16 protein-coding genes are annotated in these 26,596 nt (G+C 46.8%); 4 read left to right on the top strand and 12 right to left on the bottom strand.

Translation table 11 applies throughout. From position 1 onward, the window contains the following. Positions 1 to 573: 573 nt before the first annotated feature. Both J2Z66_RS10035 and J2Z66_RS10030 read left to right on the top strand, forming a co-directional pair. A complete protein-coding gene (locus J2Z66_RS10035) occupies positions 574 to 2,322 on the top strand; it encodes an alpha-glycosidase (protein ID WP_209971255.1) in 1,749 nt (582 codons plus the stop codon). Between the two features lie 79 nt (positions 2,323 to 2,401). Beyond that, on the top strand, positions 2,402 to 2,566 hold the full coding sequence (locus J2Z66_RS10030; protein ID WP_209971254.1) for a DUF1328 domain-containing protein: 165 nt from the start codon (positions 2,402 to 2,404) through the stop codon (positions 2,564 to 2,566). A gap of 920 nt (positions 2,567 to 3,486) precedes the next feature. Here the strand turns inward: J2Z66_RS10030 and cls are convergent. After that, a complete protein-coding gene (gene cls / locus J2Z66_RS10025; RefSeq protein ID WP_209971253.1) occupies positions 3,487 to 4,932 on the bottom strand; it encodes a cardiolipin synthase in 1,446 nt (481 codons plus the stop codon). Between the two features lie 267 nt (positions 4,933 to 5,199). Between cls and J2Z66_RS10020 the strand changes: the two genes are divergently transcribed. Both J2Z66_RS10020 and J2Z66_RS10015 read left to right on the top strand, forming a co-directional pair. Further along, positions 5,200 to 5,814, top strand: coding sequence for a 50S ribosomal protein L25 (locus J2Z66_RS10020; RefSeq protein ID WP_209971252.1), 615 nt, complete (start codon positions 5,200 to 5,202; stop codon positions 5,812 to 5,814). A gap of 120 nt (positions 5,815 to 5,934) precedes the next feature. Next, positions 5,935 to 6,342, top strand: coding sequence for a DoxX family protein (locus tag J2Z66_RS10015; RefSeq protein WP_209971251.1), 408 nt, complete (start codon positions 5,935 to 5,937; stop codon positions 6,340 to 6,342). 313 nt (positions 6,343 to 6,655) lie between these two features. On the opposite strand, the gene J2Z66_RS10010 is transcribed toward J2Z66_RS10015, so the two are convergent. The 11 genes from J2Z66_RS10010 to J2Z66_RS09960 form a co-directional block, all read right to left on the bottom strand. After that, complete coding sequence (locus J2Z66_RS10010; RefSeq protein WP_209971250.1) at positions 6,656 to 7,483, bottom strand: hypothetical protein; 828 nt, start codon at positions 7,481 to 7,483, stop codon at positions 6,656 to 6,658. A gap of 77 nt (positions 7,484 to 7,560) precedes the next feature. Further along, a complete protein-coding gene (locus tag J2Z66_RS10005) occupies positions 7,561 to 9,282 on the bottom strand; it encodes a polysaccharide deacetylase family protein (RefSeq protein ID WP_209971249.1) in 1,722 nt (573 codons plus the stop codon). Between the two features lie 280 nt (positions 9,283 to 9,562). Further along, positions 9,563 to 15,847: a DUF4838 domain-containing protein gene (locus J2Z66_RS10000; RefSeq protein ID WP_209971248.1), complete on the bottom strand. Its 6,285-nt coding sequence runs from the start codon at positions 15,845 to 15,847 to the stop codon at positions 9,563 to 9,565. Between the two features lie 41 nt (positions 15,848 to 15,888). After that, entirely contained in the window at positions 15,889 to 16,773 is an 885-nt protein-coding gene (locus tag J2Z66_RS09995) for a carbohydrate ABC transporter permease (RefSeq protein ID WP_245375426.1), read from the bottom strand. A 27-nt stretch (positions 16,774 to 16,800) separates the two neighbouring features. Next, positions 16,801 to 17,658 carry an ABC transporter permease gene (locus J2Z66_RS09990; RefSeq protein ID WP_209971422.1) on the bottom strand — a complete coding sequence of 286 codons (858 nt, stop codon included), beginning with the start codon at positions 17,656 to 17,658 and terminating at the stop codon, positions 16,801 to 16,803. Between the two features lie 86 nt (positions 17,659 to 17,744). Continuing rightward, a complete protein-coding gene (locus J2Z66_RS09985) occupies positions 17,745 to 19,460 on the bottom strand; it encodes an extracellular solute-binding protein (RefSeq protein ID WP_209971247.1) in 1,716 nt (571 codons plus the stop codon). A 114-nt stretch (positions 19,461 to 19,574) separates the two neighbouring features. Continuing rightward, positions 19,575 to 21,239, bottom strand: coding sequence for a response regulator (locus tag J2Z66_RS09980; protein WP_209971246.1), 1,665 nt, complete (start codon positions 21,237 to 21,239; stop codon positions 19,575 to 19,577). After that, positions 21,227 to 23,002: a sensor histidine kinase gene (locus J2Z66_RS09975; protein WP_209971245.1), complete on the bottom strand. Its 1,776-nt coding sequence runs from the start codon at positions 23,000 to 23,002 to the stop codon at positions 21,227 to 21,229. The genes J2Z66_RS09980 and J2Z66_RS09975 overlap by 13 nt, the downstream gene beginning before the upstream one ends. Before the next feature lie 883 nt (positions 23,003 to 23,885). Then, on the bottom strand, positions 23,886 to 24,413 hold the full coding sequence (locus tag J2Z66_RS09970) for a DUF2188 domain-containing protein (RefSeq protein ID WP_209971244.1): 528 nt from the start codon (positions 24,411 to 24,413) through the stop codon (positions 23,886 to 23,888). A 3-nt stretch (positions 24,414 to 24,416) separates the two neighbouring features. After that, entirely contained in the window at positions 24,417 to 24,620 is a 204-nt protein-coding gene (locus J2Z66_RS09965; RefSeq protein ID WP_209971243.1) for a CsbD family protein, read from the bottom strand. A 69-nt stretch (positions 24,621 to 24,689) separates the two neighbouring features. Beyond that, positions 24,690 to 26,507, bottom strand: a complete 1,818-nt coding sequence (locus J2Z66_RS09960; RefSeq protein WP_209971242.1) for an ABC transporter ATP-binding protein — start codon at positions 26,505 to 26,507, stop codon at positions 24,690 to 24,692. Positions 26,508 to 26,596 lie beyond the last annotated feature (89 nt).

The following is a 26,596-nucleotide window of genomic DNA, read 5'->3' as shown; positions in this document are numbered from 1 at the left end:
TTATAAGGAAGGAGCAGCAGGTAAGTGCTCACCTAATAAGGCATGCGGGAACCCAAGCGAATGTATCTCTTTTGCAGCTAGTCGTCAGTTGTTTAGGTAACTTTGAAATATTGAAGTTTGAAGTTCGAGTTGATGCTTTTGTGGTTTGTGGGTTTTGATAGTTCGTGGATTGTGGATTGATTGTGGATGGATTATGTAGTCAGGATAATGTGAAAATCTAATTTGAAATTGAATGTGGAATCTGTACTAAGGAAATTGAAATTCTGCAACGAAGGTTGTTTGGATGGGAGAGTGTCATTCCACAATTGAATATATGGTGTATAAGCTAGGGATTCCGGTTATCTTCGATAAGCGGGATCCCTATTTACGTTCCTCCCCCCACTCACTCCTGCCAGTCTAATTGCGCCTGCTGTTATCCCATCTTCAAATAAGAGCAAATCTTCCGATTTCCAATCATCGGCGGACTTGCTCTTATTTGAATTTCTTTTCTGAAAGGATCTGCTGTGTTTAATCTGAAGAAAGTTAGGTTAATATGATGTTAAGCATTCAGCAAACAAATAAGGAGTTGAGGCTATGCTGCAAGAATGCTTTTATCATACATCATTGAACAATTGGGTTTATGCCTACGACAAAGATACCATTCATCTGCGGATGCGTACCAAACGTAATGATGTTGAGGAAGTTGTCGCAGTTACAGGCGATAAATATGATTGGGACAAGACGGTGGCCGAATACAATATGCTCAGAATCTCATCAGATTCCATGTTTGACTATTGGGAAGCTCACGTTAAGCCTAAGTATAAACGGGTATCCTACGGATTTCGCTTGCGCAGCGGCAATCAGTATGCCTGGATGACAGAAATGGGGGTTACCCCCGATCAGCCTGCTCCTACCGGAGGCTATTATGACTTTTCCTATATCCATGAAGTTGATATGTATGCAGCCCCGGAATGGGCCAAAGAGGCGATTTTTTATCAAATTATTCCTGAAAGATTCGCCAACGGCGATCCCTCTAACGACCCTGAAGGAACTCAGCCTTGGGGGGGCAAGCCAACCTATGAAAATTTCTTCGGCGGCGATCTGCAGGGGATTATAGATCATTTGGATTACCTGGTGGACTTAGGGATCAACGCCATTTATTTAACGCCAGTCTTTGAGGCTCCTTCCAACCATAAGTACGACACCGTTGATTATAAAAAGGTGGATCCGCATCTTGGAGACAACGAGCTTCTGAAAAAAATGGTAGAGCAGTGCCACTCCAAAGGCATTCGTGTCATGCTGGATGCTGTGTTCAATCACTGCAGCGAACAATTCCCCCAATTCCAGGACGTTATGAAAAATGGGGAGAATTCCAAATATGCGGAATGGTTCCACATCCGTGAGTACCCGTTAGAAGTTAAAGACGGCATTCCGACCTATGATACGTTTGGCTTTTTTGGCAATATGCCTAAATTCAATACAGCGAATCCCGAAGTGAAGCAATACTTGCTGGATGTTGCGGAATATTGGATCAAGGAAATCAAAATTGACGGCTGGAGACTCGATGTCGCCAATGAAGTCGATCACGCCTTCTGGAGAGATTTCCGCAAAACAGTCAAGGCTGCCAATCCGGAAGCCTACATAGTCGGCGAGGTTTGGAATGATTCCCTTAAATGGCTTATGGGCGATCAGTTCGATTCCGTCATGAACTACCCCTTTTCCAATAAAGTGCTGCAATTTTTCACAGACCCAGGCATGGATGGCAGTGCTTTTGCGGATAACATCGGTTCGCTTCAGGTCCGTTATCCACAGCAAACCAATGAGGTCATTTTCAACCTGTTGTGCAGTCATGACACCCCCCGCGTATTGACGCGTGTTGGTGAAGACCGGCGGAAGCTTAAGCTTTGCGTAGTATTTCTGCTAACCTACCTGGGGACGCCGTGCACCTTTTATGGCGATGAGGTTGGACTCAGCGGAGGCGATGATCCCGATTGTCGCAAATGTATGGAATGGGACCCTAAGAAACAGGACCGTGATTTATTCGATTTCTACAAAATGTTAATTGCCCTGCGCAAAAACAACCAAGCCCTGCGCCGCGGCTTCTTCCGCTTCCTGAAGGCTGACCCTCATGACTCGAGAGTGATTTATGAGCGGATTGATCAGGATACTCATTTTACGATTTGGATGAATAATACAGACCAGAAAACCAAAATTTCCCATGCGATGGACACCAACGACTGGAAGGATGCACTCACCGGCGAGGAAGTGCATACGACTGAAGGGACCATGAATATTGAGCTTGATGTTTTTGGTTATCGGATCCTGTATCGGAATTTACATTAAGTGCATCTCAAAAATTTCATCTCAAAACTTGATCCCAAAAATGTAGTACAAAAAAACAATCACAAGGAGGTTGTTACCCATGCTTAGATGGACATTTCTATTTTTGATCATTGCTGTGGTCGCTGCTGTCTTCGGATTCACCAGTATTGTATCGGCATTCGCCGGTATTGCTAAAGTACTGTTCATTGTTTTCATCATACTTTTCGTTCTTTCCTTCATTATGGGTAGACGATCCAAGGCATAGGCTGAGATAAACGCCTTGCCGCGTCCTTTGAGGTGCATGTTCTTGGGTGCGTTGCGGAGGGAATGGCTGTGGGCTCCAGCCGCTGTTAAAGATTTGTTCCCTTTATTGGTATCGATGAGGATGTAGGAACAAATCTTTAAAGGCGGACGCTAACGCTCTTCCTCCCACAGCCCTTCCCTCTCTCTAGCTACAATCGCACGAATCGCACGAACACCAAGCTCAAACGGACAGCCAGCAAGGGTTTTTCTTTTGGTTAGTAGAGATTTCCTAGCGAGCGCAGGCACTGGGGAAGAAAAGAACGCGCAGGTGAGAAGGACTTGCTACGTTAATGATGAATTTCATCGTTAACGTAGCAGATCCTCTCCACAACCTTGCTTTAACGATGAAATTCATCGTTAAAATCCCTTTTAACCAGCCTGAGAGGCCATCCTGCCTCTATTAACGATGAAAAACATCGTTAACGTGACGGATTGACCTGGAACACTTACTTTAACGATGAAAAACATCGTTAAGTGGAGTACACGCTCATTTCAGCGAGGGTGGGATGCTACTACCACTCATCCTCCCCTGATCCCTCCCTCTCAGCTAAAAAGTGCCGAACCTGCTACGATCAAATGGATAACGGACTGCCAATAGAAGTTACTTTCCTGAGGGAGAGGGATAGTGGCGATAGGATAATCTGAGCTTCCTTTTTGACTCCCTCGCAGGATGAAGAGTTACACCCTCCCTTTCCCACTGTAAAGCTACACTGTGTATTCGGGAATTTTTCACTCCAGGCTTCACCCAGAAAACTTATACTTGCTAATAAGTTCACAAACAAAATCAAAGAGCCCCGACAGCAAGTACTTGCTGCCGGGGCTCTTTGATCACAGGGGAAGTATCCATCGGGAGCCCCTATGGAAGGCAAACCATGTGTCCTCTCATAAAATCGGTGACAACAGCCTGGAACAGGATTCCTTCAGCTTAATCATCAACGATCTATTTCTATAAAACTCTATGGTTAACTCCGTCGAGCTTTCTTTATCTTTCTCAAATAAATACATCAGCTTCGAGGCCGTGCGGGTATCATAAATAAAAGCGTTGACTTCAAAATTCAGCTTGAAGCTGCGGATATCAATATTGGCCGTTCCTACAGAGGCAATTTTTCCGTCCACGACCATCGTTTTGGCGTGAAGGAAGCCTTTTCCGTATAGATAGCATTTCACGCCACAATTCAGCAGCTCTCCCAGGTATGAGGAGGATGCCCAGTAAACCAGCTTGTGATCAGGCATGCTTGGAATCATAATTTTCACATCCACACCTGACAAAGCAGCCAGCTTAAGTGCTGTAAGCAGACTCTCGTCCGGAATAAAATACGGAGTTTGCAGGTAGATGCTCTCTTTTGCCGAGTTGATCATTTTGATGTACCCATTTTTAATTTGCTGCTCTTCGGAGTCTGGCCCGCTGGCCACGATTTGCATCCCTACAGTTCCCCGGCCTATCGGCACAGGATAATATTGAGGCTCAATCTGCATTTCCTTACGGGTAGCCAAATTCCAATCCAGCATGAATTGGGACTGAATCTGCAGCACTGCTCCGCCCTTAATCATCAGATGGGTATCTCTCCATTCGCCAAACCGCTCCATCAGCCCCAGGTACTCATCACCAATATTAAACCCGCCAATAAAGCCATATTTGCCATCAATGATAGCCAGCTTGCGGTGATTGCGATAGTTCACCCGGAAATTCAAATAGCGGATTCGCGAGGGAAAGAAGGCAACGGCCTCTCCACCAGCCTCCCTTAAATTGTGGAAAAACCGCTGAGGCAGAGAAGAGCAGCCAATATCATCATAGAGAAATCTGACTTCAACCCCGGCTTTAGCTTTTTCCGTCAATGCTTGTACTAGCCGGTTACCCAGATCATCATTACGCACAATAAAATAAAGTAGATGAATATGGTGCTCCGCCGCGTCGATGGCATGAAACAGAGCCTCGAATTTACTTTTGCCGTCCTTGAAAATTTCGACCTCGTTATCTTGAGTGAAAAGAGCAAAGCTGCTTACCAAATTCATATGAATCATATCGTGATAGCCGGATATTGAAGGGTCCTTGTATTTAACAATACCTTGCTCTAATTCTTGAAATTGCCTGTATATAACTCCTCGTATCGTGTCAAATCTGTCCCCTTTAATCTTGTACAGCTTTCTGCGGCTTAAATTTTGCCCAAGTATCAGGTACAGAATAAATCCGACGCTCGGCAAAAAAACCAACACCATGAGCCACGCCCACGTAGCAGCCACATTTCTTCGCTCCAGGAAAATTACAGTCCCTGCAAATATTAAATTCAGAACCGTCATTACGGTCAGAAGATTCTGGAAAAACGTCATAGACAGCAGGCAGCTCCTTTATGTTACACGGTTTCGCGCTCTTATCCTATTACCTTCTATATTGTATACCACGCAATGGGAAATAGAAAACAAAAAAGAAGGAATTGCTCTGCTATTTTGTGAATGTGAGAGAAAACCGAGGGAATTTGACTATTAATTTGATATTTTCAAAATATTTAAAAAAATCTGTTTCAAAGTTTGTTGATCGGGGTAATAAAGAAAAGGGCTAAAAAGCCGCTTTCGTAATCGTTTCAGGAGGTGCACGTTATGAGTAACGCCATTCAACTAACAACCCGAACTGGATCCGTAAAAAAGATGAGAGCCAAAGGTCACGTACCTGCGGTCGTCTACAGCAGCCGGATGGAAAGTGAACATGTTGCCGTAGATGAAAGAGAAATTCGTGCGGCGCTTAAGCGAAATCCGCATGCGATTCTTGAAGTCACACTTCCTTCAAAAGAAAAGCATCCAGTACTTATCCATCAAGTTCAAAAAAATAGCCTTTCCGGCCAACTGCTGCATATCGACTTTCTGCAAATTAATATGAAAGAAAAGCTCGATACGACAGTTGCCCTGCTATTCACAGGCGAAGCCGCCGGCACGAAAGAAGGCGGCATCCTGCAAGTAGAGCTGCATCAGGTTAATGTCCGCTGTATGCCTAATAAATTGCCTGACCATATCGAAATCGATATAAGTGGTCTTAAAATTGGTGATCATTTTACTGTTGCCCAGTTGAAGGTTCCCAAGGATATTGAAATTTTGAATGATCCTGAGACTGTATTGGTGACGATTCTTGCCATGCAGAAGCTGGATGAAAGCCTTGAACCTGCCGCTGAGGATGCAGAAGGAACGGATTCGGATATAAAGAAGGAAGATGCTAATTAAGCAGCTTCCTTCTGAAGAAGAAAGCTTGGCATATTGCCAAGCTTTTTTGAATCCTTTTATCCATGTGAACAAGAAATAGAGAGGAAATAAAGAGGGATAGAAAGGGATAGGGAATTCTTAATGAAAATACTTCAAACTACTGTGCCCCGTTTCATCGCTTTGCTGATCTTTGCCTTATTTTTTATCTATGCTGGCATTGGCCACTTCAGGCAAGCGGCTGGATTTGCAGAAATGCTGCCGGATTTTGTTCCCCTGAAAGTAACCATTATTTACATAACAGGGATTTTAGAGATTTTATTGGCCCTCTTCCTTGTCATTCCGGGAACGCGCAGGCGGGCCGGACTCTGGACAGCGATCTATTTGGTGCTTATTTTCCCGGCCAATATATATGCCGCCATTGAACACATTCCCGCCCCGGGGCAAACCGAAACAGACCCAACCCTGCTGTGGATACGGCTGCTATTTCAGCCGCTGCTGATTTGGTGGGTCATATGGTGCAGCAGGCTGCCTGCAAATAATAAATGGTAGAGACAACAGGAAAGACTCTTTTTGGCTTCCTTGAGGAGCGTCCTCAAGGGGCGTGTTAGTGACTTGGGTGCGTTGCCGAGGGAACGGATGTGGCCTCCAGCCGCTTTAAAGACTTGTTTCCTGGATGGAATATGAAGGTTGGAACAAATCTTTACATGCTTACACCAACATACTTCCAGCCGCACCCATTCCCGCTTCCAGCTTCAATCGCACGAACACCAAGCTCAAATGGACTGCCAGCAAGGGTTTTTCTCTAGTTTGGAGGAGATTTCCTAGCAGTGAAGCATACGCTCATTTCGGGGGAGGCTGGCAACTACTGGAATGCTACCTTACCTGAAAGCGCGTGAATCAAATCATCAGCTTTGTAAACAAAACCAAAAGCAAGCGCTACTCGCCACAGCGCTAAAGCTTTATTCAACTCCTGTCCAGCGGTTTCCTTATTTTCTACCGCGGTAACCGCCTCACGTACAGCTGAGCACATGATGCCGTGTTTGCTGATTTCTGCCATCCCGCCAGGTGACAGCAGCAGGCACCAGTTAATCGCAAATCCGCTATAAATCAAATGATTAACGCCCTCTTCCCGGCATAATGCATACAATTGATTCGTCGTAGCTGCAATCTTCTCATCCCCCTGCGGTTCTGCTTCTTTAGGAAAGCGCAAATCGCTAAAGCCTTTCTGAATATCTGGCACATTATGTGCCCCAGGAAACACATTACCTGACCTGAAGGCTTGAAGATCCTCTAGCACAGGATCCGTTTTAATTTTCTCAGCTGGTTTGGGCTCATCGCCAGCGATTGCCTTCATCATTTCAAATCCCGGATAACGGTTATAATAACGCTCGTCATCCGACACTACATGATACACTTTCATCCCTGATTGACGTACCGCCTTCAACAGAGGAGGCAGCACGTCCCGGCATATATCTGCAGATCTGTGCAAATACTCGACGGCCCTATGCCAGCCTGGATAATCATCAGGAGTCCCTCCATCCCATGCATGCATCACGACAAAAGCCGTGTGCTCCAAGCTAATCGGCAATTCCTTCTCTTTCCAGCCTCCGTAACCTTCACCTGGCACCTCCAGGGAAAAATCGGCATCAAAATGCTGGTAGTACTGCGTAGGAACTTTAATAACACCCATTGTATAGCCTCCTCGTTTAATAATCTTCAGCTTCATCTACACTATATTTACACATAGCTGCATCTACTTACCCTTTTCTACTTTACATCAACATTTCCGGTTACGCTTAAAAGCTGCTTTAGGCAGCGGACGCCGTAGCGCGTTTCCATTGTTTCCCATGCCCTTGGGGCATAGCTGTCAGCCACTGGGTTCCAAATGACTGCATGGGCAGTCAGCGGCATGCCCAATTCCAAAGCAGCCTTCATATCCTTTGAATCAGTTATCCTGATCTTTCGGCGGGCCCGCTCCCAATCATTGATTTCTTTTGCTGTCCAGATTGCATAGCCTCTTCTCCTTGCCTCGGCCACAATCTGGCGGAAAGAGTTGCGGACTGTTTCCTGCGTGCCAATATGTGCCTGATGAACCAGGAAATGAGCAACACCCTCCACCTTGCTTACTGCTTCAAGAAAGGGCACAATGACGCTGCTGTCTGACCAATAGGATGCAAGATCAAGATCTTGCGTCAAAAAACCAATTTCCAGAACATCATAGATTCGGTTTCGATCGTTAGACCATGCTACTGGGAAATAAGGATGGCAGGTGCCGAATAAGAAGCCTACGTTTCCTTTTTTGCTTGGCCCCCGGGTCTGGTCACTCTCGACAGCATTAACCTCGCACCATTCAAACAATTCACCCCAGCCCTCAAAGCGGGTTAGGTGGTTTTTATTGGAGGTGACCCTATCTATCGCTGCTGCTTGGCGAAAAAAAGAAAGCTGCCGGTCGAACTCCTCACTCCCCCAGACACCATTATCCAAATCGAGTGCATTATAGTGCAGTGCCAGCTCGTGCCCTGCCTGCTTGATCTGATCATACATGGCCTTGCTATAGCCGGGCTCGATCATACACCAGGTGGATTGGATCTTCAACTCCTCCAGAATGGCCAAAGTCGCCAGTGCATCATCCGCCACATTACCGTCACTGTCATGCGAGATGGTAGCCACATGTTCTACCCCATCCGGCCAGAAGCCGACGAAGGGAAGTGTCAGTCCATGATCCACCGCTTTACGCAACAGACGCCCGATAAACAACTCCCGCCACAAATCCGCATATGGATAGGCGAAATAAGGATTGCCTGTCTTCGTGTACAGGCGGTCATGTTCCCAATCCATTTCAATCCGGTCATCCGCCTTCAGAATCCCTTCATTTATGGGCGCAGATCCATCCAACGCCGGAACTCCATCCTCCAACACCGGGCTGCTGCCCTGCTGGAAACCTACGATGGTTGCCGGAATATCGACAGCCCAGCGATCGAAATAACCGTCCCCAATCTGGAATCGCTGCAAAGCTGCGCCGATCACAGCTCCCGCTTGCTCGCCCCGGTGCAGCTCACCTACTTCCTCCTGCAAATATGCATTCGCAGCAGCAATTGGCTGCCAAGGTGACGCCTGCAGGTAACGGATCGACTCAGCTTTGTCATAGTAGGGCCCAAATGAGGCATATCCAACTGATGCCCTTTCGCTCCATATGCAACCCAGCCTCGTAGCAAGAGCATTCAAGCTGGCAAACGAAACAAGCTCGCCGCCCTGCTCCACATAGTTCCATAGAACGGATGTAGATACAGTATCATCTTTCACCAAGCCAGCTATCAGGATATCGAATGCGCCGCTCTCAACCTCGCTTATATCCTCAACGCGCTCAAACGGAATACCGGCATGAGCTAGAATTTCCTCTATATAATAGGCAAACACATTCAAGCCATACATCCAGCGGCGCTCGGCCTCACTCTGATCCAGAAGTACACCGAGCCGTGCCATCCTCATCTTTCAATCCCTCCCTCTACATTTTAAATATATGTATCATACTTGTATTGTAATTTGATTTATTAAAAAAGACAACATTATTTATACAAAAATAAAAGAAGGCCTGCACAGCCTAAGACAAAACAAGACTTCTGCACCTCTATTAAAGGTGGAGAAGTCTTGTAATAAAATCAAAATATGCAATGTTGGTTTGTAAGAAGTGTTATTAATTATTAGGAACGTATTATTAGTAAAATGTTACCAATAAAGTGTTACTTTCAAAATGTTATCTATCCTTTACCTATTCAATCAGCTTAACCGGGTTCATATCAGCAGATATCCAGACGGAGCCGCCTCCCCATCCGAAGTAACCCTCGTTGGCGACCGCATTCTGCCGGTGGTAATCCCGGAAGAAAAATGCCTTTAAGGAGTGAGTCGCTTGCGGATCAACGCCAATGCTGGCGAATGGTATCACTTGAACCGTGTTCCAGCGGTCGCTTTCCATAACCGAATTAGCTTCAAAGAGCGTTTCAGGTGAGAATACTTGACCTGTTTTATACGCAAATTTCACACTCTTGGGGTTCGTAAAGAAAGCATATGTGTTTCCACCAGCGCTATTGGCCACAAAGGTTTCTACGGAATCATCCGGTCCGTTTCTCCACCATCCATTCGGCGCATCATCACTTACCAGCATGCCATCAGGATCATTATCAAAGTTCTCATAGCCTACATAGAGATTGGTGTCGTCCCACAGCAGGTATACTTTCGTTTCGACCGGTACCGGATTTTTCGTTTTCATTTCCAGGAAATTGGTAATGGGCTCCGCGTTCACCCATGGCCCTGTGCTGAAATCAAGCGATTGCAGAATATCCTCCTTACTTGCTGTTGTTTTTACTGCATTTGCCGAAAGTCTGGGAATTTCACCGACCAAAGCTGTCATTTTTTCAAATGTTGATTTAATCGGTTCGATTCTTGCCTTGGAGTTTGCGTCGGCCAGCGCCCATGCTTCATCAAGAGCTGCCTGAGCTTCATCTTGAATGCCTGCGGCGATCACGTATTGACCAATCAGCTGATTTTCATCGTGATAGAAGTGAATGGGCTCCTGATCGTACTCCCAGCCTTCCGCGATAATGTCATAATAACGTCTCATCGGTTCGGCAGCACTGCCATAGGCCTTCTGAATAAACTCACTCTTGAGTGCCTCGATATCAGCGTCTGGATTCCAAAACAGCTTGTGGAACAACCAGAACTGCAAAGCATTTACTCCCCATGGTTTTCCCTCTCCCCAGTAGCTTGGTTTGCTTGTGTCTACGAGCCCTTCCGGAAGAACGCCCATAACCCCCAAATCTCTGTAATACTGCAGAGTTGCCTTTACGTTCTCGGCGATCGGCCTCTCATAGACGTGCATAAAGCTGGTACCGTAATAATTGTACATGAGGACATTTTCCGTTTTTTGCATCCATGATTCCAGCATCAATTTGTATTTATAATTATTGCTCTGCTCGTTGGTTGTGTTCAAAGGAAGTCTCTCATCTTCGAGTACGGGCGCCATAACAATGACGATGTTATCCTCCAGATCTACCTTCGGAGGCACTTCGGTAAAAAAGTAGGCAAAGGTCACGATTTTCACATTCGGATAAGCCAGCTTTACTTCTGCGGCAATTTTATTCAGGAATGTGTAATATACCGTCGATTTATAAGCCGGATCATTGGGCTGAACCGTAATACCTGCCGGAGTAGTAAATGGCAGCCTGCTCTCCGCGCTTTGAGTGAAATTATGATTGTCATTGATACCTATTCCAATATACTCAGTACCATAGCGCTCGTGAAATTGCTTCACTCTTCCCGCAATAACGCCCGGCACTTCCGTGTTGTAAAAATTGATTTGCGTATCATCCTTAACTGGCACATGTACACCGTCTACTTCGTTATAATACTCGGGGTGGGAATCGAAATAAACTTCGTTAGGCAGCCAGAATTCAAGATTGTGACCGAGATTAACGGCTTTCAAACCTACGCTTTCGTGTCTTTCCCAGAATTGAAGATTATAGACCTCAGCAAATTTGCCGTTTAGCTTATTACGGGCAAGCATCTTTTCTGTTTCAAAGTCGGAATGTACTTCATCGTTTTCACCCGTTCCTGTAAGGTGCCAGCCGCGTATTTGGAAGGGTGATTTTTCTCTGTAATCCACTTTGGTCGCCGTAATTGTCGATTGCGATTCATAAATGGTGCCGAGCTCCTTCGATCGTGTCCATAATATCCCAGTATTTTTTTCCAGGAAATCATAAACTCCGTTCAGTACACCCTTGGGTTCGGAGCCTATGATATAAATCCGGTTACCGGACCTCTTTATGGCAAAGCCATCCGACTGCTGCAAGTAGGCAAGATCATCGCCGTAACGATCCGCTAAGCCGGGGAAAGAATCAGGCGTTGCCAGTATGATTTGAATACGCTCCTCTGTCCCGCCGCTATCCGTGCTTAGTGCAGTCACCCGGTCTTTATTGCGCATTGTTACTTCTGGATTCTTATCCTGTTCCTGCTCCTGTTCTTGTACCCGCGCATCTGCCGGCCTCTCAATCACTTCTTCCTCCACGGCTTCGGTCAAACTGACATCGTCGATCCAAAGCGTACCTGTACCCCCTTCTGATTTCGCAAAGCTTTGAAGGTTAATCCAGTTGAAATCATAAGGATGCTCCGGATCATGGGTGTATTCCGTCTCTACAAGCGTCCAGTCCTCACCCACTTGAAGCTCGCGCACCACGGTGTTTGCTCCACCTGCATGCTCCAGGCCAGGCTGTACCATCTCACGGAACCACACTTCCATTTTACCCGCTTGTTCACCCTTCACCCAAGCTTTAAACACATATTTCTTGCCTGGCTTCAGGTTAATTTCCTGATCGGTTCTGACATAATTAAAGGTCACCGTCGGGTGCAGAATTTCCAGTCTCAACGAACGGCTGCCGCTGTGCGACACCTGATCATCCCAAGAGGTCGGGCTGTCGAAGAGTACCCACCATTTTTTTGGATCAAGATTTTCAAAGCCGCCATTGCTGATCACGTTCCGGTTCAGCTTGACGGTTAAATCCAACGTCTTAAAGGGTACACCTGCTTCACTTGCCTGAATGGATACGGTATAAGTTGCATCGGCAACCGACTCTGGTACATGAACGGTTCCCTCTACCGTTTTGGTTTCGTTCGCTGCAAGCACGACGGTCCCGGGAAAGCTCACTGTAAGGGGTCCTTGGTCTGCTTGCCCCAAATCGACTTGAACGCTCCTGTCACCGTTATTGATCAGGTTAACCTCAATGGTGTGGTTACCATTCTTGGTAACATTCAGCTCACTCGAATTTAGCCGGGCTGTCACTTCTTCCTCAATAGCCTCGCTCAAACTGACATCATCGATCCAAAGCGTACCTGTACCCCCTTCAGATTTCGCAAAGCTCTGAAGGTTAATCCAGTTGAAATCGTAAGGATGCTCCGGATTATGGGTGTATTCGGTCTCTACAAGTGTCCAGTCCTCTCCGACTTGAAGCTCACGCACCACGGTGTTCGCTCCACCCGCGTGCTCCAGGCCAGGCTGAACCATCTCACGGAACCACACTTCCATTTTACCCGCTTGTTCACCCTTCACCCAAGCTTTAAACACATATTTTTTGCCTGGCTTCAGGTTAATTTCCTGATCGGTTCTGACATAATTAAAGGTCACCGTCGGGTGCAGGATCTCCAGTCTCAACGAACGGCTGCCGCTGTGCGACACCTGATCATCCCAAGAGGTTGGGCTGTCGAAGAGCACCCACCATTTTTTCGGATCAAGATTTTCAAAGCCGCCATTGGTGATCACGTTCCGGTCCAAATTTACGGTCAGGGTCATTGTCTCAAGCGGCACTTCATCCACGTTGGCCAGAATGGATAAGGTATACGCTCCATCTACAGTTGACCATGGTACATGAACGGTACCCTCCACGGTTTTGGTTTCATTCGCCCCAAGCTCGATTGCCCCGGGAAAGCTCACTGTAAGGGGTCCATTGCCGGTTTGGCCCAAATCCACCTGAACGCTTTCTCCACTATTATTAGTAAGTGAAACTTCGATAGGGTAGCTGCCACTCTCGCTAATGTTCAATTCACTTGCATTTAATTGTACGCTTACTTCTTCCTCGACGACCTCACTCAACGTGACATCGTCAATCCACAACGTGCCTGTTCCTCCAGCAGCCTGCGCAAAGCTCTGGATATTAATCCAGTTGTAGTCGTAGGTGTGCCCCGGATTGCGGGTATATTCCGTCTCAACAAGCGTCCATTCCTCGCCCACTTGAAGCTCGCGTACGACAGTATTCGCGCCGCCCGCATTTTCCAAGCCAGGCTTCACCATTTCACGGAACCATACTTCCATTTTCCCCGCCTTAGCACCCTTGACCCAAGCTTTAAACACATACTTTTTACCTGGCTTCAACTTAATTTCCTGATCGGTTCGGACATAGTTAAAGTTCTCTGTCGGATGCAGAATATCCAGTCTTAAAGAATAGTTCCCGCTGTGCGATTCCTGATCATTCCAAGCTGCCGGGCCGTCGAAAAGAACCCACCATTCCTTCGAAACCTGATTCTCAAACCCGGCATTGCGGATCAGATTCCGGTCCAGGCTCAAGGTGAGTGTCATTGTCTTCGCTAATGCTCCATCAACATTAGCCTTAATGGATACCGCAAAGGTTCCATCTGCAACCATCCATGAAACATGAACGGTGCCTTCCACAATCCTGGTACTATGCGCTCCAACCTCTATTTCTTCGGGGAAGCTCACTGAAATAGGCCCATTGTCTGCCTGCACCAGATCGACTTGTACACTTGCCGCACCATTATTGATCAGGTGGACCTCTATAGGGAAGCTGCCGATCTTTGTAAGGTTCAGCTTGCTGGACAGCAGCTCAATGCTTAGCGATTCACTCTCAATGTCGCCTTTAATAATCGGCAATTGTGCTCCGCTAATCATTTTCAGTGTGCTTTGTAGTTCAGTTGCAGCATAGGCTTCCATATCACTGGATGAAGCACCCAGAAAGATATCCGCATTGGCAGCCCCATTTTTAACGATAACCGCAGGATCGTCCGTTGGCGATGGCGTTGGGGTTGGCCCTGGCGGTGTTGCTGTTGGTGTTGCTGTTGGTGTTGCTGTTGGTCCTGGCGGCGTCGGTTCCGGTGTTGATACAGGCGGTGTTGCTGTCGGTGCTAGTGTTGGTGTACCACCATTGCCATTGCCTGATGTGGAAGCAGAACCACCGCGGTTGTCACCCGTTACTAGCTGAGAAGCGATAGTGGCTGCTACCCGGTTGGCAAATTTGATTTGGGTCGGCCATTTTCCCAGAACCACATCATTTACGTTTACGTTGGCTAGCTCAATGCTGCCCTCTCCTTCTACATTTGCTGGAGCATCGAAATTCATGGTGCGGACCATTGTACTTTGCCCCAGCTTGAACTTCGCCCCTTTGCTGCGATTATTCACCCGTTTGAAGTCGCCTTTAAGCGTCACTTCTTTGCCTTCCACAGCGTCTGGAATGTTCACATCCACTTCGGAAAAACCGCCTGCTGCTCCCTCAAGCTCGTTTTCTTCCAGTATGCCTCCAGAAAGCATGATCGTATCCGATATTTCTGTTTTTCCGGAAGCGACGATACGGATTTGAGAATTCCATTTATCAACGATCAATGACCCGGCCAGCGTCGAGTTGTGAACAGTAATACTGTGTATACCTCCACCGAGTGCATAGGTTTTGCCCTTTACCGTGACTCCATCTAGTGTAAGATTGCCTTCTCCGACTCCTGGGGCTATATACAGATCACCGGATACAACAACATCCTTCAGCACAGCATTGTCGGCATTCACGACTACATTGCCGCTAACTGGTTGATTGAAGCTACCTGCAGCGTTAATAAGAGTGCCCATCACATTATCAATAAGCTTCACCGTTTCTGCCCTTGTGATGCTGTCCTTGGGTGCAAACTGCCCCTTCTCCCTACCTTGCACATACTGCTTTGTATGTAAGCTTGAAACAGCTTCTTGAGCATAAGAAGCTATCAGAGCGCTATCTGTAAAAGGTAAATCCGACTCAGTCAACCCCGACTCTTGACCTGAGCTGGTCCGAAATGCTCTGGAAACGATCACCGCAGCATCTTCTCGGGTTATATTCCCTTCCGGTGCGAAATGGTTACCGCTTATCCCTTGAATAATTCCAGCCGTGTACACTTTGGAAATATCATCCGTATACCATGCTCCGGTGCTTACATCCTGAAAGGGATGCCCCGAAACCGAAGCTGCCGCAAACTTGAATATGCGGTTTATAAAAGCAACAAACTCAGCTCTCGTTACGGGTTGGTCAGGACGAAACTGATTGTTGGCGTAGCCGTCCAGCAAGCCCTGATCTATCCATTTGCTCATGACACTTTCGGCCCAATGACGGGAAAGATCCGTCCCTGACATATCACGGCTTTCGCCATAAACAACGGAACCAACCGGTAATATAGCACTGATTAAGATACAAAAAGACATAAATAAGGATAAAAATCGATTAATGCTTGTTTTCTTTCTTGCTCTTACGTTCATGCACCCATCATCTCCTATAAATTAGTATACTGAAGGTCCCCTTACTCCTTCACACTCCCCAGAACAATTCCTTTCATAAAAAATCGCTGTAAAAATGGATACACAATCAAAATCGGAAATGCTGCAACAAAGATTTGTGCCGCCCGGCTCGTTCGGTCGTTCATTAGAGCCGCCAGTTCTGCTTCCTTCGGTGTCAGATAGGCGGGATCGAGCTTGATAATGATCGTATGCAGAAAGCTTTGCAGCGGATAATTCTCAGTCCGGTTCGCCAAAATAAGGCCGTCAAACCAGCTGTTCCAATGGCCTACAACGGCGAAGAGCAGAATCGTAGCAAGGGCAGGCAATGACAGTGGCACATAAATCCGCCAAAGTACGGTGAAGGGTCCGGCGCCATCCATCTTGGCCGACTCTTCAAGCTCCTTCGGCAAGCCCCGGAAAAAGTTGAGCAGCACGATGACATTGAAAATTGGGACTGCAGAAGGAAGAACAAGCGCCCAGATCGTATCCATAAGGCCAGTTTCTCTGATCACCATGTACCACGGAATTAATCCGCCACTGAACAGCATCGTGAACACAAAATACCATGCATACAACGTTCTCCCCTTAAAATGGCTATTTTCCTTCGATAGGGGGTAGGCGATAAGAATCGTGAGCAGCATGTTCAGCGTTGTACCCAGCAAAACCCGTTTGATCGAAATCCAGAAGGCTGCCAGGTACTCTTTTTTGCCGAACACATTCTCATAAGCGGCGATCGTCCAATCAACCGGCCAGAACGTCACCTTCCCTGCAGTTACGGCAGAGCCAGAGCTGAAGGATAAAGCCAGAATATGAAGCAAGGGAAGCATGCAGGAAACGGCCAGCAGTAGTAGAAGGCAGTGATTGATGATGGAAAACAACCGATAACCGCCTGTTATCTTATGGGCCAATGGATTTCCCCCTAAACAAATACGGTGCTAAAAAATTCGATAATTGGCAAAGCGATACGCCAGGAAATAAGAAAGTGAAATGAATACCAGTGATATGACTGACTTGAACAAGCCGATTGCTGTCGCCAATCCATACTGGGCTTTCTGGATGCCAATACGAAATACATAAGTATCGATAATATCTCCAGTTTCGTACACAGCTGTGTTGTATAAATTAAATACCTGCTCGAAGCCCGCGTTCAGAATGTTACCCAAGCTAAGCGTGGCCAGCAGCACGATGATCGGCAGCATACCCGGCAAGGTGATGTGCAGCGTCTGCTTCCAGCGGTTCGCCCCATCGATCTCAGCCGCTTCGTACAGCACCGGATTAATGCTTGTCAGTGCAGCCAAATACACGATCGTACTAAAGCCAAACTCCTTCCAGACGTCAGACACAACCAGCGTAAAACGAAACCAATCGTTGCTTCCCAAAAAGAAAATAGGCTTCACGCCCAGCCATCCGATAAATGTATTAACAATCCCTTGGGATGGGGACAAAATATCGATTAGAATGCCGCCTAATATAATCCACGATAAGAAATGGGGCAAATACACCAGCGTCTGTACCGTTCTTTTGAATGCGGTTTTGCGAACCTCGTTCAGCAAAAGGGCCACGACAATCGGCACAATTAATCCAGCTGCTATTTTCAGCAGTGCAATGATGATGGTGTTATACACGATTTGAAACGTATCCGGCAGGGATAAAAGAAATCTGAAATTATCCAGACCAATCCATGGAGAACCAAAAATACCTTTAGATGGGAGAAATTTTTTGAAGGCAATGATTAATCCCGCCATCGGACCATAGCTATAGATAAGCACAAACAAAAATCCCGGCAAAATCATAAGATGCAGCGGCCAGTCCCTTTTCCAAATTTTTACTGTCACCCCTGCATCCCCCTTCTAATAGATTTATCTTAGTTTCACTTCTATCAATTCATACTCTTGTACCAATCGTTCACTTCCCGGGTAATTTGATCTCCACCCAGCTTGTTCCATTCGCCGATGAATTTGTCGAACTCGTCGATCGACACGCTGCCCATAATGATCTTCGTGAACAGCTCCTGTTCTTTGGTCTTCAATAAATCTCCCCGCTCGGCAATAACTGGCGTTACTGGGCCATAAAATTCGTCGAAATGGTAGCGATCCTGGGTAAAGTAATCATACAGTCCAGCAAATCCCCCGCCTTCCCCTGCAATCTTGGCATGTAACCAAAGAGCTGTGTCGCCTGCATCATACTTTTTGACTGCCTCGTATCGACTCAATAGATCGTTACTCCAGGTAATGGCGGAAGCATCCCCTGTTTGTATGGCTTTCGGAATTTCCTTGCCACCTTGGATAAAAATATCCTGCAGAAACACAACCAGGGGATTAATGGCCCAGAACTCCTTGCCAACGCTTTTCAGCTCCCTGCCAAACGTGTATACTGAGCGTGGATTCCCTTCCTCAATCTCACCCTCCGTCTGTAAATTTACCCAGTGATTCAGCAATTTAAAAACAGCATCAGGGTTTTTGGCCTTTTTGTTAATGACATAGAACGTGTTGACACTTGCGCTTACTTGCGTTAATGCCGGTTTCTCGTCAATGGAAGGAAGCAGATAGACGCCCCAGTCCTGCGTTACTTTGTTATCCTTTACAACCGACTGCTGCATGATCGCACTCATCCAAAATTCCCCGAACATCAAGCCTATACGGTCATTCGCAACCATTTCCATTGACTTGGCACTATCATTTACAGCAAGCTCGGGATCAAGCTGTCCTGCCTTGTAGAGGTCCTGCAGCTGCTTCAATGCCGTCTTCATCTCGGGCTGTAAGCTTCCATACACCAGATTGCCCGCTTCATCTTTCACCCACTGGGTAGGATAAGCATGATAACCGTTAAAAAAGCCATTAAAAAAGCCGGTTGGCACGCTGATATCTTCCTTGTTTAAAGCCATACCGAATACTTTGCCTTTGCCACCCGAATCTCTCGACGCAAATGCCTCGGAAATCTTCAATAAGTCCTGCATCGTCTTGGGCTCAGGCAGCTTCATTTCCCGCAGCCAGTCGTTGCGAAGCCAGACCAGCTCAGCTGTCCCAAAAGGGCTGCTGGTTTGCGGGATGGCCATCAGCTTGCCGCCAAATGTAGCCGTCTTCATTTGCTTGCCGCCATCTGCCATCAGCACTTCTTTGGTTTTGTCAGAAGCGAACTGTTCGTAGGCCTCCGTCAAATCCATGACCATATCGGATTCGATTAACTGAGGCAGGTCCGCGGCAGACACCAGAAAGAAATCCGGCAGGTTGTCAGAGGCAATGCTGATTTTCAGCTTTTGATCGTATTCCTTTCCGTCCACCACCCAGTCATTTTTGATAATAATGCCGAGATCTCTTAGATAGGCATCATAGATGGCATTGTGATCCATACTTTCATCAGGATGAAAAAACATACTTTCATTCTTGGCTCTAATCGTTGTTATCGTAACTGGAGGGTCATACTTGGCATTCATATCCATCGGATTCAGCATGTTGTCAGAGCCCGTCGTTTCCGCTGGCTGCGACGATCCGCTGCTCTCCTGCTTATCTCCCCCGGAGCGGCTGCATGCAGCTGCAACGAGAAGGAGCAGGATCAAGCAGGAGAACATGACTCTTTTTGCCGTAACAGATCCCATCTCTTTTCCCCCTACTATATTCTCGGCTTAAGTTATCACATGTTAAGTATATCGATTGAAAGGGCTTTGCTTCTACATGCATTCCCCTACTTTTATATGCATTTATATACTTCTTCATAAATCCCGGTACTCCTGAGGCGTCATGTTCATTTGTTTTTTGAAAAAACGAATGAAGGACAACACCGAATCATACCCGACCTGTTCGGCAATTTCGTATATTTTGCAGTGGGTGTTTTTCAGCAGCCCCTTCGCTTTATCCATCCGGCACAGATTCACATAATCGGAAATGCCGATGCCAGCCGTTTGCATGTACAAGCGTGACAGATAAACCGGATTTAAATGGACCGCCTCCGCGAGCCGGGTCAGCGATAAATCCTCAGCAATATGCTTCTCGATATGATCGTTCAGCCATAAAATAATGTTTTCTTTGCCGGGCTCCCTAATCTCCGCTTTATGCTCAAAGATATGATCCGCCAAACGGGCGAAATAATCTTTCATTTCCTCCCAAGACAAATCCGGGTTCGCGTGTGTCAGTTTTTCCAGCTCCACTTTAGCAAATACAGAAGGGTCCAAGGGATGAAGGCGGAAATAGGATAAAAATACGGAAGCCAGCGAGTGATAGACCTCCAGCTTCAAGAAGCCTGAGACGGCTTGCTGGGCAGTATCGTTCATAATTTCCTCATACAGCTGGTCAAATTCCGGCTTCGCTCCGTTCCCTAGAAACCGGCCAAGCAGCTCAATCTTTTTCACCTTAAAGCTTTGCAATTTATGTTGAACAGCAGCGGCAGATGATCCATCCACATCCAGAGTACGATCCGTCAGCCTCATCTCTTTGCCCGCACCAGCATGGCGCAGAAACAGGGAACGCAGATGATCGAACGATTCAGGAAGCTGGCTCCACTGTATGGGCGCCTCACTGAGCACAAAGGAAAGCGACAGCTTGCACAGATCACGGCAGGTGGATTGAATCCGTTCAAGTGATCCGAACACAAAGGCAAAGGTCCTTTCCCATATCTCTTCGGGTAGATCTACCTGCATCAATGCGGTCGAGCACTCCTTGGGCTGGATGAGACACAATATCTTTGATTCCTCAAGCGTTACAGACACCATGGCTACGGATATGTTCAACAGCTCTGCAGTTATATTTTGAATGGCATACAACATCAGCTTGCGGTCGGAAATTGCAGTGATAGCCGCCCAGCCATCTATTCTGCCCATTAGCATATATACAGGCATACGATGGTGCAGCTGGATCCCTGTTTCACGGAACTGTTCCTCCATCCTGCCAGTAAGAGAGACTCTTTTGCCATATAGCAAATGATGCAAATACTGCTCCTGCAAAAGCGGAATCACCTGCCTCTTCTGCATTTGGGCCTGGTGCAGCAGCTTCATCGTGGCATTCTCGTCATCAAGGGCCGCAATCGCTTTTTCAATCGCTTTAACAATAACTTCATCCTTCTCGAACTTGAGAATAAAATCGAAGCCCCCGCCAGAAATCGCGCTTTTCGCATAATGGAATTCATCATAGCTCGTCAAGAAAATCACTTTGCATTTCGGCCAATACTTGCGGATCTCATGCAGCAGCTCGATCCCTTCCATCCCCGGCATCTTGATGTCGGTTAATACAATGTCCATCTTGATTTCCTTGAGAATATCCATCGCTTCAAAAGCTGAATAAGCCTTGTACATTTCAAGCTCTAAGAGCTCGTGCTCCCCAAACAATCGGACCAGCCGATCCACAATAATGGGCAGATCATCAACAATCATCATTCGGTACATGGCGCTTCCTCCAATTCATCTTGTTGTTTGATGGCTATCCTGGCACATAAGCCGCCCAGCTGTGATCTGGATAAGGTTAAGCCGCAGCCCAGGCCGAACATAATCTGTAAGCGGCGGTGCACGTTGATTATGCCTGTCGATTCCTCCCATCGGGAAGTTGCTGCCACAAGCTGCGCGGACAAAGCAGCAATCTGAGCATCATCGAGCTTTGTTCCGTTATCCTCCACCATCATGTACATCCATGCACCTTCCATTTTGTAATGAATCCATAATTCACCTTGGGAAGCATGGCAGCTAAGTGCGTATTTATAAGCATTTTCAATCAGCGGCTGGATGATCAGGCGGGGCACCACAAGTGATTCAAGGTCCTTAGGAAGCGGTTCAAGCTCAACATCAATGCGGTCTCCGTAACATATCGTTTGGATATCTATGTACGTCTGTGCATGCTGCATTTCTTCTTCCAACGGAATATGATCTTCCGCATTTCTTGTAATAAAACGATAATAATCACGCAAATAATGAACGAATCCATACGCTTTGCCATATTCCTTATCTGTGATCAAACCTCCCATAATAAAGAAGCAATTGTATAAAAAATGCGGATTAATTTGTGCCTGCAGCCGCTTCAGCTCCGAGCGTTGAGACCTGATCTCCTTTTCATACACCTCATGAATCAAAATGTTCAGCTGGGAAACCATGCGATTGAAGCCCGCAAACAAGTAGTGGAACTCATCCCTTGTGGCTTTCTCCGTGACTGGCATAAACCGGCCCTGCTCCACTCTGCGAAAAGCGGATACCAGCTTCCGCATCGGATTATGAATAATCCGGTACAGCGTTAAAGCAAACAAGAGAATAATCGCAATGGACACGATAAGCATGACCCATACCCATTTCTCATAGCTTCTTAATACGCCGAGCACCTTTTCATCCGGGATATATACAAAAAGAGTCAGGTTTAACGGGACCGATTTGATGTAGGATTCCCAATACTTGGTCTTATCGAGCTTAACGGAGCCCGCGCCAGAAAGAACATCTTTTGGCCTCTCAGCCTCGGATAGCGCTTTCAAATCCTCTAAAAGAACTTGATCCTGGACAGTAGAAAGCATCCAGTTTTCCGTCGTATGGACCAGTAGAGAATTCCCCTGCTCTGGGCTGACAACGTTCCTCAGACTATCTTGTAATTGAACGGTCGAAAGCTCCATCATCACGACAAACAAGGGCGTGCGCTCAAAATTCGTGTTCATCGGATAACGCAGGCTCATAAACAAACGGCCATCCTTCAGCTGGATCAAACGGCTCGGATCTACATTCCTCGACAGCCTGTCCACCTCATCCTGATTTTGCAGCTTGTCGTAATCAGGCATATCACTCGGGGTCATCATCCGGTTCATAAGAGGAAAATAAATCATCGGTTTTTCCACATAGACGCTGGAGGCTTTAACCATTTGCAAACGTTTCTGCATAGCCTTCACCTTGTCTTGAAGATCAGCCGTATGCAAATTTTCCGATATGCCGATCAGCATAAGATCCTTATCCACCACAAATTCATAAAAAAGCTGGGAAATCCGTTTGATCTCCTGCTCCAGCGTTTGCATATAAAAGGCGTCCCTGCTCTTCACGGACTTCGTAATCTCACTGCTGATGCTTTGGGACCCTTTCTGATTAAGAAAAAGCGTCATCCCGTAAAAAGGCAGCAAAACACTGAGAAAGGTTAATGTCAGCTTTGTGAAAATAGACATTTTCATATGCTTAAAAATCTTCAACTAGCATCACCTCACTGGTCCTGGATAGAACCCATGGTAAATGCTGCCCGACGTGCCCGTCAAGTAAATTTAACGGCTTGTAAATTTTAAGCGAACTATAGGAGTTTATGGAAAAGAGAGGGAGTCATAGCAAACGTCTCACGGACCACCAGCCATGTGTGTTCTTTTGAGGTGTGTGTTCGAGTATGTTGTGCGTTGCGGAGGGAATGAATCTGGGCTCCAGCCACTGTAGGAACAAATCTTTAAATGCGGACACTATCGCTCCTCCACCCACACCCGTTCACCTCTCGTGGCTCTCACAGCTACAATCACACGAAAACCAAAACGGACAGCCATCAGAGGTGGCTTTTCTGAGGAAAAGGGATAGTGACGATATGGAAAAACTGCGCTTCCTAACTGCTTCCTTGGAGAATGAATGGTAGTAATGAGTACATCATCACAGCGAAGCTGCAATGCTGCAAAGTAACAAAGCTGCACTGCTACACTGCATAATTGAAGACTTTTCACTCAAGACATCCCCAAAAACCTGTACTTCCTGACGTACAAAATAAACAAGCGTGCACACCTTATGAACGCTTGTTTCTCTTAAATTAGCTTTAATTTAGGGAGGAGGCTTCAATCAGCCCCCTATGAATTACGACTCGACCTGTGAACCTTGTGACCGATGATCCCAGTGACCAGTGACCAGTGATCTGCGATCTGATCTGTCATCTGGGCAGTGACCTAGACTGTGAACTGGCGGCGATCTGGACTATGACCTACGCTCTCGTGTGAGTCGTCCCGTCCCCAAAGTCTTTTTAACGATGAAAAACATCACTATCGCGCCAAAGTATCGGGATTCCCATCACTTAACAATGAAAAACATCGATATTCGCCGCATGGGCTATTTATAGTTATGTGAGGTTTCTACGGTACCATTCTGGCGGTGGATAATAGCGCTTTGGTTGGCGTCAGAGGCCAGCTTCTTCGCTTTTTCCACAGCTTCGGCCTTGGTATCCGTTATATGCTCAGGCTCTGCCGAGCCTTCCGCTTTGATGGCCCATTTCTTGTCGTGAGGCACAACATGAATGGGCCCTTCAGATCTTCTCATCTCATTACTGTTGCCACTGCTGGCACTATTCCTACTGTTACTGCTGTTGCCACTGTTTGCTCCATCATGATCGTCTTTACTGCTCTGCGAGTGCTTTTTGCGCTCATCGGAATGATCTGATCGATCTGAATGATCCGAAGAGTCCGAATGGTCAGGATGATTGTCATCCCATTCCTTCGCTTGAGCCGTTGCGATGGCAATCGCCCGGCCTTCTTCATAGCCCTCTTCCAGCAGGGCATTCGCAATTTCTACGGCTTTATTTCTTAGACGAGGCTCGAAATTTTTCAGTGAAGGCGGGTAATCCCTTTTTGTCCAAGGCATATACTACACCTTCTGGCTGGAAGACCAGTTCGAATATTCTTTCTCTGCCTCGTCCTTGGCGTAACCGTAACGCTCCTGCAGCTTGCCGATAAGCTTTTCCTTCTCGCCATTAATAACGTCCATATCGTCGTCCGTCAGCTTCCCCCACTGTTTCTGGGTTTCGCCTTTTATCTGCTTCCATTTTCCTTTAAAAATGTTGCTGTCCATTGTCATCACTCCTCTTATTTTGGTGAGAACGTTGTACGCTAGTTATTACCCAAAGAGGAGGCTGTTAAATCACGATTCGGCAGCACCTTCAAACTGATGCTCCTTTATCCGCAGCTGCTGTGTAGCAAATTCATGGTACATTTTATGGGTTTGGAAAAGCTCCTCATGCGTGCCTCTGCCTGTGATTTTTCCCTTTTCGATGAAAATAATTTGATCCGCATCCACCACGGTAGAAAGTCGGTGTGCGATGACAAGAGTGGTCCTGCCATTCATCAGGTTTTTCAAGGCATTCTGTACCGCAAGCTCGGATTGGCTGTCCAGACTGGATGTGGCTTCGTCGAGCATCAGAATCTTAGGATCTCTGAGCAGTGCGCGGGCAATGCTGATCCTCTGCCGCTGGCCGCCTGACAGCTTGATGCCCCGTTCTCCTACTTCCGTGTCATATTTATCCGGCAATTCGTTGATAAAAATATCGGCATAAGCCATATTGGCCGCATACTCCAGCTCTGCCTGGGTGACCGTTCTGTTCGTACCGTATATAATGTTCTCCCGGATTGTACCTGCAGTCAGCGGACTTTCCTGGGAAACGTAGCCGATTTGGCTTCTCCAGGATTGCAGTGAGTACGCATCGATCGGATCTGTACCCATTTGAATCGTGCCGCTGACAGGCTTGTAGAATCTTTCCACAAGTGAAAACAAGGTCGTTTTGCCGCCGCCGCTTGGGCCTACAACAGCCGTCACCTTGCCCGGCTCTACAGTAAAATTCAAATCCTCCAGCACAGTTTCACCATTCTCATAAGCAAACGTAACATGCTCAAGCTTCATTGGCTGGAAAGCATTCTCAAACTCCCGCCCAGAGGCGTGATCCTCTTCTTCCGAGTGAAGCGTCGAAATGATTCTTTCCGTTGCGCCGATTGCTTTCTGCAGCTGGGTGAAAAACATCGTCAACTGGCTCATAGGCATAATAATCTGAATCAAATACAAAATGAATGCAACAAGATCCCCAGCAGTTAACGCGCCTGAAGACACCCGGACTCCGCCATATCCAATAATAACGACAAGCAGCATCATAAGCACAAAAGAAATCAAAGGCCCGATTACAGCCTGGACTCTCGCCTCTTTTAGCCCGAATTGAAAGAGATTAGTAATCCCCTTTTTGCCGCTGGTATATTCATTGGCTTCTGCATTCGACGCCTTCACCAGACGGATTTCCGATAACACTTGACTCAAAATACCTGTGAACCGCGCGGTCTCATCCTGCAAGCCTTTGGATATCCGGTGCATTTGACGTCCCAAGGGTACAAGAATCAGCATTGAGAGCGGCACAGCAGTCAGCATAATCAGCGTCATTCTCCAATCGAGAAACAAGAGGATCGTAACAGCCCCAACAATAGAAATAATACCGCCTATGAAATTAGTTAAATTATCAGTAATAAGCCCCTTGACCACTGCTGTGTCATTCGTCATCCTGCTTACTGTCTCACCCGTCAGATTATTATCAAAATAGGGAACAGGCAGGATGAGCAGCTTTTTCCACAAGCGGTCTCTCAGGTTTGCTACCACACTCTGCCCCACATGATTCAGCAAATAGATGGATACCCCGCCAGCGATCGCTTGTGCGATAAAGATCCCGATAATCAAGGCAATTTGTGCTGGTTTAATCGATGAGATGGAAAAGCTGTCCACCAGATTTTTGGTGAAAAGTGGAATGACCAGGCTGACCAGTGTCGTCACGACACTCATAAACAAAGCGATACCCAGCATCAGCTTGGGCGGATTCGTTTCTCGGATAAGACGGATAAATGGCTTTAAAGAACCTGTGCGGCGTCCAGACTTGGAATTGGGCTCTGAACCCGACGGGGAGCCGGACTGGACATTTTCTTTCATACTTTTTTCACTCCTTCTGCTTAACTCTGGTAACACTGTATCACACCTATATGAATTCAATATAAACATATTCTTACCATTATACAAAT

The organism is Paenibacillus eucommiae, assembly GCF_017874215.1.
Lineage (GTDB): Bacteria > Bacillota > Bacilli > Paenibacillales > NBRC-103111 > Paenibacillus_AI > Paenibacillus_AI eucommiae.
This window is presented reverse-complemented; position numbering and strand designations above follow the sequence as displayed.

Excerpts from the sequence above, each read along its gene's own strand:
- J2Z66_RS10015 (WP_209971251.1), top strand. The coding sequence starts at position 5,935 with ATGAAAATACTTCAAACTACTGTGCCCCGTTTCATCGCTTTGCTGATC.
- J2Z66_RS09970 (WP_209971244.1), bottom strand. The coding sequence starts at position 24,413 with ATGCCTTGGACAAAAAGGGATTACCCGCCTTCACTGAAAAATTTCGAG.
- J2Z66_RS10030 (WP_209971254.1), top strand. The coding sequence starts at position 2,402 with ATGCTTAGATGGACATTTCTATTTTTGATCATTGCTGTGGTCGCTGCT.
- J2Z66_RS10010 (WP_209971250.1), bottom strand. The coding sequence starts at position 7,483 with ATGGGTGTTATTAAAGTTCCTACGCAGTACTACCAGCATTTTGATGCC.
- J2Z66_RS09985 (WP_209971247.1), bottom strand. The coding sequence starts at position 19,460 with ATGGGATCTGTTACGGCAAAAAGAGTCATGTTCTCCTGCTTGATCCTG.
- J2Z66_RS10005 (WP_209971249.1), bottom strand. The coding sequence starts at position 9,282 with ATGAGGATGGCACGGCTCGGTGTACTTCTGGATCAGAGTGAGGCCGAG.
- J2Z66_RS09990 (WP_209971422.1), bottom strand. The coding sequence starts at position 17,658 with ATGATTTTGCCGGGATTTTTGTTTGTGCTTATCTATAGCTATGGTCCG.
- J2Z66_RS10020 (WP_209971252.1), top strand. The coding sequence starts at position 5,200 with ATGAGTAACGCCATTCAACTAACAACCCGAACTGGATCCGTAAAAAAG.
- J2Z66_RS09965 (WP_209971243.1), bottom strand. The coding sequence starts at position 24,620 with ATGGACAGCAACATTTTTAAAGGAAAATGGAAGCAGATAAAAGGCGAA.
- cls (WP_209971253.1), bottom strand. The coding sequence starts at position 4,932 with ATGACGTTTTTCCAGAATCTTCTGACCGTAATGACGGTTCTGAATTTA.
- J2Z66_RS10035 (WP_209971255.1), top strand. The coding sequence starts at position 574 with ATGCTGCAAGAATGCTTTTATCATACATCATTGAACAATTGGGTTTAT.
- J2Z66_RS09960 (WP_209971242.1), bottom strand. The coding sequence starts at position 26,507 with ATGAAAGAAAATGTCCAGTCCGGCTCCCCGTCGGGTTCAGAGCCCAAT.
- J2Z66_RS09980 (WP_209971246.1), bottom strand. The coding sequence starts at position 21,239 with ATGTACCGAATGATGATTGTTGATGATCTGCCCATTATTGTGGATCGG.
- J2Z66_RS10000 (WP_209971248.1), bottom strand. The coding sequence starts at position 15,847 with ATGAACGTAAGAGCAAGAAAGAAAACAAGCATTAATCGATTTTTATCC.